The sequence below is a fragment of the Streptomyces sp. NPDC057900 genome, assembly GCF_042887885.1.
GTDB lineage: Bacteria > Actinomycetota > Actinomycetes > Streptomycetales > Streptomycetaceae > Streptomyces.
This window is the reverse complement of sequence record NZ_JBHVOI010000002.1, coordinates 387,228-399,493: the sequence shown is the minus strand read 5'-3', so window position 1 is coordinate 399,493 and position 12,266 is coordinate 387,228. Positions and strand designations below refer to the sequence as shown.

The following is a 12,266-nucleotide window of genomic DNA, read 5'->3' as shown; positions in this document are numbered from 1 at the left end:
TGCGCGGCCACTGACATCCGGTCGACGGCGACGCGACGCGACGGCGACGAGGAGGGCCGACGCCTGCCACGTACAGGGACGAGCCCCGCACGAGACGGGCGCGGGCCCTCTCCTGGGGCGGGCCAGGGCGACTGGGTCGAGGCTCTCGGGGCGCTGCATCGCGGCAAGCCCCGCGGGTTCACGCTTGCCGCTCCCCCAGGGGCGCCACATCGAGTGGCCCGTACGCCCCCTGCCCCCCTGATGCTCACCCCCTCGACGCCACTCAGTGCGCGATGCCGTCGATCAGCTCACGCGCGCCCTGACGCAGCAGGCTGACGGCGACGGACGTGCCGAGGGTGGCCGGGTCGAGGGGCCCGGCCCACTCGTGGGCGTTGAGGACGGTCTTGCCGTCGGGGGTGAACACCTTTGCCCGGAGTGAGAGCTCGCCGCTGCCTTCGACCTTGGCGTATCCGGCGATCGGGCTGTTGCAGTGCCCTTGCAGGACGTGCAGGAGCATCCGCTCTGCGGTCGTCTCGCGATGAGTGCCCGCGTCACCCAGCTCGCTGATCACGTCGATCAGGGCCGTGTCGTCCTCGCGGCACTGGAGAGCGAGGACTCCCGCACCGATCGGCGGGCACATCAGCTCGGGCGACAGCACTTCGGTGATCACGTCGGTACGGCCGATGCGTTCGAGCCCGGAGAGCGCCAGCAGCAGCGCATCGGCCTCCCCGGCGGCGAGCTTCTCCAGGCGCCGGTTGGCGTTGCCCCGCATCGGTACGCAGTCCAGGTGCGGGTGCGAGGCGGCCAGCTGGGCGATGCGCCGGACCGACGAGGTGCCGACGCGCGTGCCGGCCGGGAGCTCGTCGAGGCGGAGGCCCTCCGGGTGGATGAGCGCGTCCCGGATGTCGTCGCGGGCGAGGAACGCGGCGAACGTCGTACCGGCGGGCAACGGCCGGTCGGCGGGGATGTCCTTCACGCAGTGCACCGCGAGATCCGCCTCGCCCGCGAGGAGCGCCTGGTCGACCTCCTTCGTGAACGCGCCCTTGCCCTCGACTGCCGCGAGATCGCCCATCCACTTGTCGCCGGTCGTCCTGACCGGGACGACCTCGGTGACGGTGTCCGGGTAGCGGGCGGCCAGCAGCGCGCGGACGCGCTCCACCTGGGCGAGGGCCATGGGCGAATCGCGGGAGACGATGCGGATCAGATTCAGTCCAGAGGCGGTCATAGCGCCCACGATAGACCTCGGTCCGGAGCTTGGGGTGTCAGGCCCGGACGTCCATCTCAACTTCATCAGAAGCGGGTTGGAGGCATCGGGGAGAGCTGTACGAGAACGTGGTCGGCGCACCGCCTTTGCCGGGGTCACCGGGATCGCAGACGGTCGATGAAGTCGGCCACGCCCTCCACCTGTCGGTAGGGCTTGAACGCCGGGGCCAGCTCACGAACGAGGGTGACGCACCGCTCGGCGCCGATCCTGGTGGCGAGGTCCAGCGATTCGGTGGTGACGGCCAGGGCCTGTTCGATGTCGTTGGACCGGAGGAAACCCTTGGCCTGGTAGGTCAGGAAGATGCCGCGTGTCTTGTCCCTGGCCTTGGGCAGCAGAACAGCCGTCCGCCCGCTGAGTGCGGCGGTGAGGCGGTCCGTCTCGATCGTGGCCCACTGGGCGGCGAGGCCGGCCAGCGCAGCCGCGCTGTAGGTCATGAAGCTGCGGCGGTCCATGGCGGCTTTCTGTGCGTCTCGAAGTACGTGAACCGTGTGCGCCGTCCCGAGCGGCATAGGGAGATCCCGGCCGGGCAGCCAGTCGGGCCAGCCGTACAACTCCATTTCCGTCACGGGGACGCCGAAAGCTTCGGCTATCAGGATCTGCGAGTCGGGGCCGGGCTTCTTACGTCCGTTCTCCCACCGGCTGATGGCTGTCTTGTCGGTACCGGAACGGAGTCCGCGTCTGCGGGCGACCCGGTCGAGTCGCGCGGCCAAGTCACTCTGCGACCACCCGCGCAGTTCGCGGGCGTAGGCGAGGGGGTGCCGGATCGGGTCGTCCACGCGTCAATTCCATCATCGACAGTGACCGCAAGCGTACTGCGAGCGAGGACGGGACAACCCTGGGACTACACATTGCGCCTGTCCGGGGCACGTCCTATCGGCTGTACTCAATACACATCGACAAGTTCCCGCACGAAGTGGAAGGAGTCTGTTCATGAAACGACGAGCCGCAGCCACCGGCCTCGGAGCCACGTCAGTCGAGGACCACCCGCCGGGCCTGCTCACGGCGGGCAAAGGGATGAAGGAGAACCCGATGTCCATCGCTGTCCGGCCGTGGGGCGTCAAGCGCCTGGCCCCTTACCCCACCACCGTGCGGTACCCGTTCACCCGGACCGAGGTCGATCCCGAGACGCAGACGACGCGCTACTTCGACGCGGCAGGCCGGACCGTCGACATGACGGGCGGGCACGGCACCAGTCAGTCGACGTCCTCACCGACCTCGACCGGTGCCGACGGCGGGGGCTCGCAGCCGCCCGCCCCCGCAGACTCGGACGCCCTTGAAGACCACGTACCGGACTGACATGGCCGACTCGCCGGTTCTCGTCATCACCGCACTCGGTGACGTCACAGCGGATCTGGTGCTGAGTGAGCTGTACGGCCGAGGCGTCCCGGCCGTACAGCTCGACCCCGCCGTCGACTTCCCCGAGCACGCACGCATGAGCGTCCGGGTCGGGGAAGCCCCGTTCACGGGGGACCTGAGCACAGCTTCCAGAAGCGTCGGCCTGTCCGCCGTCCGCTCGGTCTACTGGCGGCGTCCCACGCCCTACGGCGACCCGCGGCAGGGCGAGTCGCTCCAACGCGTTTCGCCCTCGAACAGTCACGCGCCGGATACACGGGGATGCTGACCGCGCTCCCCGAGGTGCCGCACGTCAACCACCCCATCCGCAACCGCGCCGCCGACCACAAGCTCGCCCAGCTCGGCACGGCCGAACGTCTCGGCTTCTCCGTACCCGAGACCCTGATCACGAACGTGCCCCGGGACGCCCGCGCGTTCGCGGCCGAGCACGGGGCCGTGATCTACAAACCGGTTCATGGCGTGCACCTCACAGGGGAGGACGGCCGTAACCGGACCATCTGGGTTCGCCCTGTCCACGCCGACGAGCTCGACGACTCGATCGGCCTATGTCCCCACCTGTTCCAAGTGTGTGTTCCGAAGATCGCGGACATCCGGCTCGCCGCCGTCGGTGACACGTTGTTCGCCACACGGATCGACACCGCCGGCGATCACTTGGACTGGCGGCAGGACCAGCGTCTGATCACCTGCTTGCCCGTACCGGTCCCGTGCCAGGTCCGTGAGGCCGTCGGGCGCTTCCTCCGCGCGTTCGGGCTCACGTTCGGCGCGTTCGACTTCGCCCTCGACGAGAGCGGCCGATGGTGGTTCCTCGAATGCAATCCGAACGGTCAGTGGGCATTCGTCGACGAGCCCACGATCCGAGCGATCGCGAGCGCGCTCGCTGACATCCTCCAGAAGGGCGCACCCGCATGACACCCGAGCAATCCGCAGCCCTGCGCTGTCGCCTCGTCCAACAGCTCGTCGACGAGGGCCTGCTGCACGACCCGGATGTGCTCCGCGCGGCCCGGACCGTACCGCGCGAGACGTTTCTCGGCCGAGCGGTCTACCTGCCGAGCGACCCGCCGGGTGTCACCGTGTGGACGCCGACTCGGCGCGCCGACGTCCCGGCCGAGGAGTGGCTGCGCCTCACCTACCGGAACACGACGTGGGTCACGCAGATCGATGGCGTACTCGCGGAGGACGCCGCCGCGCCGATCACCGGCGGCACGCCGACATCGTCCTCGACCCTCCCCGGGCTGGTCCTCTGGATGATCGAGCAGGCCCGGATCACCGCCGGCAACCGGGTCCTGATCATCGGCGCCGGTACGGGGCTGTCGACCGCCTACGTGTGCGAGATCGCGGGCGAGGGCCGCACCACCGCGATCGAGACCGACCCCGCCGTCGCCGAGCGCGCTCGCGAGGCCCTCGCCGAGGCCGGGTACGCACCGACGCTGGTCACGGGCGACGGTCTGCGCGGACATGCTGACCGGGCCCCGTACGACGTCGTCCTCGCGTTCTGCTCCATGCGCCATGTCCCGTACGGCCTGCTCCCGCAGATCAAGGACGGGGGCACCCTGCTCGTCACCCTGGCCGGATGGGGGTTCGGGCACGGACTGGTGCTCCTCACCTCTGACGGCGAGGGCGGAGCAGCAGGCCGGTTCCTGCCCGGGTACACCTCGTTCATGATGGCCCGCACACACGACCGGCCCCCGCACGGACCCGTCGAACTGCTGCCGGGCGAACAGCGGCGGAGCAGGATCGACCCCGCGCTGCTCGACGACTGGAGCGGCCGATACGTCGCGCAGCTCGCCGCCCCGTCGGCCGAACGGCTCGGCGCGGGACACGAGCAGGTCCTGCTCGACGTCGCCACGGGCTCGCAGGCGCGGACTCAAGCGGCCGAGGACGGCGACGGCTGGACCGTGATCCAGCGTGGCCCGCTCAAGCTGTGGGACGCCGTCGAGGACTCGATCGCCCTCTGGCAGGCCCACGGTTCGCCGCACCTCTCCGAGTTCGGCATGACGATCACCCCCCGCGTCCAGCAGGTGTGGCTGGGGTCTCCGGACGGTCCCGGCTGGACGCTGCCCGTCTAGGCGGTTCTCGAAGACCCCCGCCCGCCCCTCAGGCCTTCGGCGCCACCTTCGAGAGGCCGTTGATGATGCGGTCCATCGCGTCGCCGCCCGTCGGGTCGGTGAGGTTGGCGAGCATCTTGAGGGTGAACTTCATCAGCAGCGGGTGCGTCAGACCGCGCTGGGTGGCGACCTTCATGACCTTCGGGTTGCCGATCAGCTTCACGAAGGCGCGGCCCATCGTGTAGTAGCCGCCGTAGGTCTCCTTGAGCACCTTCGGGTAGTTGTTCAGGGCCAGTTCGCGCTGGGCCGGGGTCGCGCGGGCGTGGGCCTGGACGATGACGTCCGCGGCGATCTGGCCCGACTCCATGGCGTACGCGATGCCCTCGCCGTTGAACGGGTTGACCATGCCGCCCGCGTCACCGACCAGCAGGAGGCCCTTGGTGTAGTGCGGCTGGCGATTGAAGGCCATCGGGAGGGCGGCGCCGCGGATCGGCATCGTCATGTTGTCCGGGGTGTAGCCCCAGTCCTCCGGCATCGACGCGCACCACGCCTTGAGGACCTCGCGCCAGTCCAGCTCCTTGAAGGCGGCGGAGGAGTTGAGGATGCCGAGGCCGACGTTGGAGGTGCCGTCGCCCATGCCGAAGATCCAGCCGTAGCCGGGCAGCAGGCGGTCCTCCGTGCCCCGGCGGTCCCAGAGTTCCAGCCAGGACTCCAGGTAGTCGTCGTCGTGGCGGGGCGAGGTGAAGTACGTACGGACCGCGACGCCCATCGGGCGGTCCTCGCGGCGGTGCAGGCCCATCGCGAGGGAGAGGCGGGTGGAGTTGCCGTCGGCGGCGACGACGAGCGGGGCGTGGAAGGTGACCGGGGTCTTCTCCTCGCCGAGCTTCGCGTGTACGCCGGTGATCCGGCCGGTGCGGGGGTCGGTGATCGGGGCGCCGACGTTGCAGCGCTCGTACAGCCGGGCGCCGCCCTTCTGCGCCTGGCGGGCCAGCTGCTCGTCGAAGTCGTCGCGCTTGCGGACCAGCCCGTAGTCCGGGTAGGAGGCGAGATCCGGCCAGTCCAGCTGGAGCCGGACGCCGCCGCCGATGATGCGCAGGCCCTTGTTCCGGAGCCAGCCGGCCTCTTCGGAGATGTCGATGCCCATGGAGACGAGCTGCTTGGTGGCGCGCGGGGTGAGGCCGTCGCCGCAGACCTTCTCGCGGGGGAAGGCGGTCTTCTCCAGGAGGAGGACGTCCAGGCCCGCCTTGGCGAGGTAGTACGCGGTCGTGGAGCCGGCTGGGCCTGCCCCGACGACGATCACATCCGCGCTGTGTTCGGACAGGGGCTCGGTCACGGTCGGATCTCCCGAAGACTCGAAATCGCGTGCCGCGCGGCACATGTCCCGTGCAGTCTATGGGGGCCCTCCGGTCAACCTCCCGAAGGGCTCCCTCATGTCGACCGCGCCCCGCGCCCGGCGCCCCGTACCTCGGCGCCGGGGCCGTCGGACGCGGACGCCCCGGCGCGAGCGCTCAGGCGCGGACGCCCCGGTGCAGCGCGACCACACCGCCGGTGAGGTTGCGCCAGGCGACGTCCGACCAGCCGGCCCGCTGGAGCTTCGCCGCGAGCCCGGCCTGGTCGGGCCAGGCGCGGATCGACTCGGCGAGGTAGACGTACGCGTCGGGGTTGGACGACACCGCGCGCGCGACCGGCGGCAGCGCCCGCATCAGGTACTCGGTGTAGACGGTCCGGAACGGCGTCCAGACCGGCTGGGAGAACTCGCAGATGACGACCCGGCCGCCCGGCTTCGTCACCCGGTACAGCTCGCTCAGCGCCGCGTCCGTGTCCTGGACGTTGCGCAGCCCGAAGGAGATGGTGACCGCGTCGAACGTCTCGTCCCGGAACGGCAGCCGCGTCGCGTCGCCCGCCGTGAACGGCAGCCAGGAGTTGCGCTTCTTGCCCTCCTGGAGCATGCCGATGGAGAAGTCGCACGGCACGACGTACGCCCCGGTCGCGGCGAACGGCAGCGAGGACGTCGCGGTCCCGGCGGCCAGGTCGAGGACCTTCTCCGCGGGGCGGGCGTGGACCGCCTTGGCGACCTCCTTGCGCCACAGCCGGGCCTGGCCGAGCGAGAGCACGTCGTTGGTCAGGTCGTAGTTCGCCGCCACGTCGTCGAACATCGAGGCGACTTCGTGCGGCTGCTTGTCCAGGGAGGCTCGGGTCACGCCTCCCATTCAAGCAGTCCGCCCGTGGAGCGACGGGACGGGCCCGCCGTCGGGAGACCGGGCAGCCCCCGCCCCACTTCACCCCGCCCCGCCCGCCCGGCCCTGCTTCGCACCGACCTGTCCGGAATTCGGACACGAGTTTGGATTCGGCTTCAACCTTTCCGGCCCGTGCGCTCTCAGTAACAGCGGGAGAGACCACCTACGGACCGTGAAGGGGGCCGGATGAGCGCGGGGCCCGGCCGGGACGGCGGCGACAGCTTCGAGGAGTTCGCGCGGGCGAGCCAGCGCCGGCTGTACCGCACCGCTTACCTGCTGTGCGGCGACGCGGAGGCGGCCCGTGATCTGACCCAGACGACGCTGGCCAAGCTGTTCCAGCACTGGCACCGGGTGAGCGCCGCCGACCATCCGGACGCCTATGCCAGGACCGTGCTGACCCGCACCTATATCGCCGAGCGCCGACGGCGGCTGCGCGACTTCCGTGCCCATACGCCGATCGCCGCGCACGCACCCGCGGTCGGTCCCGAGCTGACGGTCACCCTGCTGGCCGCGCTGGCCGAACTACCGCCCCGCGCAAGGGCGATGGTCGTACTGCGCTACTGGGAGGACCTGAGCGTGGAGACCGTGGCCGAACTGCTGCGGTGCAGCCCGTCCACCGTGAAGAGCCAGTGCTCGCGGGCGCTCGCCACCCTGCGTACACGGCTGGGCGACGCACACCTCTACACCACCCGAAGCTGAGGAGAACCGTCGTGGACATGTCTTCTGACCGCTCTCCCGGCCGGGCCGCGGACGACGAGGCCGAGACCCTGCTGATCAGGGCCGCCATGGAGCAGGCGACCGACGGTGCGCCGACCCTGCCGGACCTGGTGCCCGCCGCCCTGGTCCAGGGCCACCGGCGCCGCACCCGGGCCCGCGCGGCCATCGGGGCGGTGGTGACGGGTGTGGTGGCCCTCGGCACACTCGGCGCCGTCCTGCCGCTGTGGAGCGGGAACGGGAACGGGAACGGCAACGGGAACGGCGGTACGGAACCGGCCCGGACGTGGTCCGCCGCCGCGCGGCCCACGAGCATCGCGCCGACGCCGTCCCCCGAGAACGCCCCGACGAGCACCCCGACGGACGTGCCGTCACCCGCTTCGTCGGGTCCGGTGTCGCCGGTGCCCACGGATGCGCCGGAACTGCCCACCGTGCACATCGAGCCGTCCCCCGGACAGTCGTCCATGGCCGACCTGCCGGCCGCTGAGCGGACCCGGCAGCAGAAGTTCCAGCGCCATGCCGCGCTGCTGCTCAGCGAGTTGCTGCCACGGAAGGTGGGCTCGGTCCACCCGGTGGACCTCGCCGTCAGCCGGTACCAGGCCGGGATCGGGAGCGAGGTCTACCCGGTCGTCCTCTCGGTGCGCCCCGGGAGCGGCCGGAGTGTCGCTCCGCAGGAGGCGCCCTGCCCCCAGTACCCGGACGACCTGCCGCACTGCGAGCGGGCGACGCTTCCCGACGGGACCGAGGCCCGTGCCCTGACGTCGGTCGCCGGCCCGGACGGGTCACCGGCCGCCACGCGCACCCTGGTCCGCTTCACGTACCGCGACAGCGCGGTCGTCCTCTCGGTCGGCGGTGACGACGGCACAGGGGGGCCCTCACCCGTCACCGCCGGTCAACTGCTCGCCGTCGCGGGCGACTCCAGGTTCCTGGAGCTCGTGGAGTACGCGACGGCACACCCCATGGAATCGAAGGAGTACGCGGATCGTGTCGGCTGAGGTACGGAGACAGCAGGGACAGCGACGGGCCGGCCGGGAGGTCTGGCGGCGCTCACGGCGGGAACGTCGCCGCCGGGGCCGGATACGGCTGCTGGTCGCCGTCCTCGTGCCGACGGCCGTGATCTGCGTCGCGGTGGCCGCCTCGCCGCTGTGGACCGGCGGGGACGATCTGTCGGCCGCTGCCGCCGCGCCCGGATCAGACAACTCCGGTCCGGGTTCGGGTTCCGTCTCCGTCTCCGGTTCCGGCGGCAAGTCGGGGGCCGAGGACTCCGGTTCCGGTTCGAAGGGCGGGGCGAGTACCGGACCGAAGGCGCGGGCCAAGCCGAAGGCGAGCCCGAAGACGAAGCCGAGCTCCGACACCGACTCCGGTACCGAGAAGGGCGGCGGCCATCCCGCCATCCCCTCCCACGGCCCCGGCACCTTCACGGTCGCGCGGGCCGGCGCGACCTCGGGCGGTGGCAACGCCTACCGGGTCGAGGTGGAGGACGGCACCGGCGTCGACCCGGACGCGGCCGCCACCCAGATCGCCGGGTTCCTCGCGGCGCCGCGCGGCTGGGCGCACGGCGGGCAGCACACGTTCCACCAGGTCACGAAGGGCCCTGCGGGGCTGGTCGTCCGGATCGCCACGGCGGCGACCGTCGACAGGATCTGCGGGAGCAGCGGCCTCAACACCCATGGCGAGGTCAACTGCCGCGTAGGCGTCGATGTCATGGTCAACCTCAAACGCTGGCAGACCGGTTCGCCCGAGTTCAACGGGCCCCTGGCCGACTACCGCGCCCTCATCATCAACCACGAAGTCGGCCACTGGCTGGGCCACGGCCACGAAACCTGCCCCGGCAGCGGCCGCCCCGCCCCCGCCATGATGCAGCAGATCTACGGACTCAAAGGATGCGTCGCCAACGCCTGGCCCTACGGCACCAACGGCAAGTACCTGGGCGGACCCTCCGTGCCATGAGGCTCCTGTGACTCCTGAGGCACCCGCCCTGTCCGCTTCGTGGGCGAGTGGACTGAACCAATCCGGGGCATCAGCGGTCATTACAGAGGGGAATACGAACACCTGAGCACTGGGGAGGGGCGCGGATGTCCGGATCGGACGTGCGTCGGCAGGGTCAGCGGGGGCGTGGCCGGAAACGGCTGCTCGTCATGGCCGTCGTCCCGGTCGTGCTGGTGGCGGCCACCGTGGCGGGGCTCCGGTGGAAGAGCGAGCGCGCGGGCCGCGCCGACTCGGGCTCCACCGCCTCCTTCACCGTCGCCCGCGCGGCCGCGTCGACCACCGGCAGCGGCCACGCCTACCGGGTCGAGGTGGAGGACGGCTCCGGCCTGGACCCGGACAAGGCGGCCGCAGAGGTCGCCCGCATCCTGGCCGCGCCCCGGGGCTGGTCGCACCACGGCGAGAACACCTTCCGCCAGGTCGCCGAGGGTCCTGCGGGGCTGGTCATACGGATCGCCTCGCCCCGGACCACGGACAGGATCTGCGGGAAGAGCGGTCTGGACACGCACGGCGAGGTCAACTGCCGCGTAGGCGTGGACGTCATGGTCAACCTCAAGCGCTGGCAGACCGGTTCGCCCGAGTTCAGCGGCCCCCTGGCGGACTACCGCGCCCTCATCATCAACCACGAAGTCGGCCACTGGCTCGGCCACGGCCACGAAACCTGCCCCGGCAAGGGCCGCCCCGCCCCCGCCATGATGCAGCAGATCTACGGACTCAAGGGATGCGTCGCCAACGCCTGGCCCTACGACGCCAAGGGCCAGTACCTGGGCGGCCCGTCGGTGCCGTGAGACTCCTGTGCGCGGTGTTCGACGCGCTCAGCGCCGCCGGTACACCAGCCGCCCGCCCAGAACGGTGACCACGCAGGTCCCCGCCCCCGCCGCGACGAGCGCGGTCTCGTCCGGTACGTCGAACACCGCGAAGTCGGCGCGGGCCCCGGTGACGAGCGGGGCGTGCACGGAGCCCGGCAGGTCGCGTCCCCCGGCCAGCGGATCGAGGCCCCTGACCTCGCCGTCGGGATCCCCGGCGACGGACGGCACCTCCACCAGACCGGAACGTGACACCGCCGTCCGCACAGCCGGGTCGCGGAACGGGCCGGTGACGTGCGTCGTCCCGTACCGCAGCATCTGCTGGAGGCCCCGGCGTACGCTGCCCGCCCACCGGGTCGGGTCCAGCTCCCGCGCCAGCCGCGCGAACGCCTCGCCCGACAGCGGATCGGCCCCGAGTTCGTCCGCCTCGCGCGGGTCGGGGTGGTAGCAGCGGGTCAGCAGCCACTCCGCGTGCCGCTGCCGGAGTCCGGGGGCGATGACGCCCGGCCACTGCCGTACCCGCGCCGCCGGATGAGCGGCGGCGACCGCCTCGTACGGACCGAGGGCGACGATCCGGTCCCCGTCCACGGCCACCGCGCCCCGCTCGACGGGGCCCGCGCCGACCGGAAGGACCAGCGGCGCGGCGTGGACGGTCAGCACGGCGGCGTCAGTTGGCGTTCAGGAGCTTGAGCTCCGGGTGGGCGGTGCCGCCCTCGATCGCGGTGGACGAGATGTGCGAGACGACGCGCTCGTCGACCGGGTCGTTCGCCGGGTCGTCGTGGACGACGAGGTGCTCGTACGTGGTGGCGCGCTGGGCCGGGACCCGGTCGGCCTTGCGGATGAGGTCGATGATCTCCAGCCGGTTGGAGCGGTGCTTGGCACCGGCCGAGGAGACGACGTTCTCCTCCAGCATGATCGAGCCGAGGTCGTCCGCGCCGTAGTGCAGCGACAGCTGGCCGACCTCCTTGCCGGTGGTGAGCCAGGACCCCTGGATGTGGGCGACGTTGTCCAGGAAGAGCCGGGCGATGGCGATCATCCGCAGGTACTCGAAGAGCGTGGCCTGCGTCTGGCCCTTCAGCTTGTTGTTCTCCGGCTGGTACGTGTACGGGATGAAGGCGCGGAAGCCTCCCGTCCGGTCCTGTACGTCGCGGATCATGCTCAGGTGCTCGATGCGCTCGGCGTTGGTCTCGCCCGTGCCCATCAGCATGGTGGAGGTCGACTCGACCCCGAGGCCGTGGGCGATCTCCATGATCTCCAGCCAGCGCTCGCCGGACTCCTTGAGCGGGGCGATCGCGGTACGCGGCCGGGCCGGCAGCAGCTCGGCGCCCGCGCCCGCGAAGGAGTCGAGGCCGGCGGCGTGGATGCGGCTGATGGCCTCCTCGGCGGAGACCTTGGAGATCCGGGCCATGTGCTCGATCTCGGAGGCGCCGAGCGAGTGAATGACCAGCTGCGGGAACGCCTTCTTGATCGCGGAGAAGTGCTCCTCGTAGTACTCCACGCCGTAGTCCGGGTGGTGCCCGCCCTGGAACATGATCTGGGTGCCGCCCAGCTCGACGGTCTCCGCGCAGCGGCGCAGGATGTCGTCGAGGTCGCGGGACCAGCCCTTGGCGGTGTCCTTGGGCGCGGCGTAGAAGGCGCAGAACTTGCACGCCGTCACGCACACGTTCGTGTAGTTGATGTTGCGCTCGATGATGTACGTCGCGATGTGCTCCGTACCGGCGTAACGGCGTCGGCGTACGGCGTCGGCGGCCGCGCCCAGCGCGTGCAGCGGGGCGGAGCGGTAGAGGTCGAGCGCCTCCGCCGGAGTGATCCGCCCGCCTTCGGCGGCTCGGTCGAGGATGGGCTGGAGGTCGGCCTTCTCGGTCACCGGGCTGTCACCTTT

General features: G+C 71.2%; 14 protein-coding genes. 8 read left to right on the top strand and 6 right to left on the bottom strand.

Translation table 11 applies throughout. From position 1 onward, the window contains the following. Positions 1-262 precede the first annotated feature (262 nt). Both hemC and ACFVQ0_RS09030 read right to left on the bottom strand, forming a co-directional pair. Entirely contained in the window at positions 263-1,204 is a 942-nt protein-coding gene (gene hemC, locus ACFVQ0_RS09035; protein WP_390086076.1) for a hydroxymethylbilane synthase, read from the bottom strand. 134 nt (positions 1,205-1,338) lie between these two features. Continuing rightward, positions 1,339-2,019 carry a helix-turn-helix transcriptional regulator gene (locus tag ACFVQ0_RS09030; RefSeq protein ID WP_390086074.1) on the bottom strand — a complete coding sequence of 227 codons (681 nt, stop codon included), beginning with the start codon at positions 2,017-2,019 and terminating at the stop codon, positions 1,339-1,341. Between the two features lie 154 nt (positions 2,020-2,173). Here ACFVQ0_RS09030 and tgmA point away from each other — a divergent pair, with 154 nt between their 5' ends. From tgmA to tgmC, 4 genes are read left to right on the top strand one after another with little or no spacing between them, the layout of a single operon-like run. After that, positions 2,174-2,539, top strand: coding sequence for a putative ATP-grasp-modified RiPP (gene tgmA, locus ACFVQ0_RS09025; protein WP_390086071.1), 366 nt, complete (start codon positions 2,174-2,176; stop codon positions 2,537-2,539). A gap of 1 nt (position 2,540) precedes the next feature. Continuing rightward, a complete protein-coding gene (locus tag ACFVQ0_RS09020; protein ID WP_390086069.1) occupies positions 2,541-2,864 on the top strand; it encodes a hypothetical protein in 324 nt (107 codons plus the stop codon). Next, a complete protein-coding gene (locus ACFVQ0_RS09015) occupies positions 2,858-3,505 on the top strand; it encodes a hypothetical protein (RefSeq protein WP_390086066.1) in 648 nt (215 codons plus the stop codon). Before ACFVQ0_RS09020 ends, ACFVQ0_RS09015 begins: the two co-directional genes overlap by 7 nt. Beyond that, positions 3,502-4,662 (top strand): ATP-grasp peptide maturase system methyltransferase, encoded by a 1,161-nt coding sequence (gene tgmC, locus ACFVQ0_RS09010; RefSeq protein WP_390086064.1) that lies wholly within the window; start codon positions 3,502-3,504, stop codon positions 4,660-4,662. The genes ACFVQ0_RS09015 and tgmC overlap by 4 nt, the downstream gene beginning before the upstream one ends. A 28-nt stretch (positions 4,663-4,690) precedes the next feature. Here the strand turns inward: tgmC and ACFVQ0_RS09005 are convergent, their stop codons facing one another. Both ACFVQ0_RS09005 and ACFVQ0_RS09000 read right to left on the bottom strand, forming a co-directional pair. Next, positions 4,691-5,974, bottom strand: coding sequence for a geranylgeranyl reductase family protein (locus ACFVQ0_RS09005; RefSeq protein WP_311303867.1), 1,284 nt, complete (start codon positions 5,972-5,974; stop codon positions 4,691-4,693). Positions 5,975-6,149: 175 nt separating this feature from the next. Then, entirely contained in the window at positions 6,150-6,842 is a 693-nt protein-coding gene (locus ACFVQ0_RS09000; protein ID WP_073733152.1) for a demethylmenaquinone methyltransferase, read from the bottom strand. A 222-nt stretch (positions 6,843-7,064) separates the two neighbouring features. Here ACFVQ0_RS09000 and ACFVQ0_RS08995 point away from each other — a divergent pair, with 222 nt between their 5' ends. The 4 genes from ACFVQ0_RS08995 (at position 7,065) to ACFVQ0_RS08980 (ending at position 10,366) form a co-directional block, all read left to right on the top strand. Continuing rightward, positions 7,065-7,577, top strand: coding sequence for a SigE family RNA polymerase sigma factor (locus ACFVQ0_RS08995; RefSeq protein ID WP_390086062.1), 513 nt, complete (start codon positions 7,065-7,067; stop codon positions 7,575-7,577). A gap of 17 nt (positions 7,578-7,594) precedes the next feature. After that, the gene (locus ACFVQ0_RS08990) at positions 7,595-8,587 is read left to right on the top strand and encodes a hypothetical protein (RefSeq protein ID WP_390087733.1); all 993 of its coding nucleotides are present in this window, start codon (positions 7,595-7,597) and stop codon (positions 8,585-8,587) included. 88 nt (positions 8,588-8,675) lie between these two features. Then, a complete protein-coding gene (locus ACFVQ0_RS08985) occupies positions 8,676-9,542 on the top strand; it encodes a DUF3152 domain-containing protein (RefSeq protein WP_390087731.1) in 867 nt (288 codons plus the stop codon). A 125-nt stretch (positions 9,543-9,667) separates the two neighbouring features. Next, the gene (locus ACFVQ0_RS08980; protein WP_390086060.1) at positions 9,668-10,366 is read left to right on the top strand and encodes a DUF3152 domain-containing protein; all 699 of its coding nucleotides are present in this window, start codon (positions 9,668-9,670) and stop codon (positions 10,364-10,366) included. 27 nt (positions 10,367-10,393) lie between these two features. Here ACFVQ0_RS08980 and ACFVQ0_RS08975 read toward each other — a convergent pair whose 3' ends face one another. Both ACFVQ0_RS08975 and mqnC read right to left on the bottom strand, forming a co-directional pair. Continuing rightward, positions 10,394-11,044, bottom strand: coding sequence for a hypothetical protein (locus tag ACFVQ0_RS08975; RefSeq protein ID WP_390086058.1), 651 nt, complete (start codon positions 11,042-11,044; stop codon positions 10,394-10,396). A gap of 7 nt (positions 11,045-11,051) precedes the next feature. Continuing rightward, positions 11,052-12,251 carry a cyclic dehypoxanthinyl futalosine synthase gene (gene mqnC / locus ACFVQ0_RS08970; protein WP_311310858.1) on the bottom strand — a complete coding sequence of 400 codons (1,200 nt, stop codon included), beginning with the start codon at positions 12,249-12,251 and terminating at the stop codon, positions 11,052-11,054. Positions 12,252-12,266: the final 15 nt, after the last annotated feature.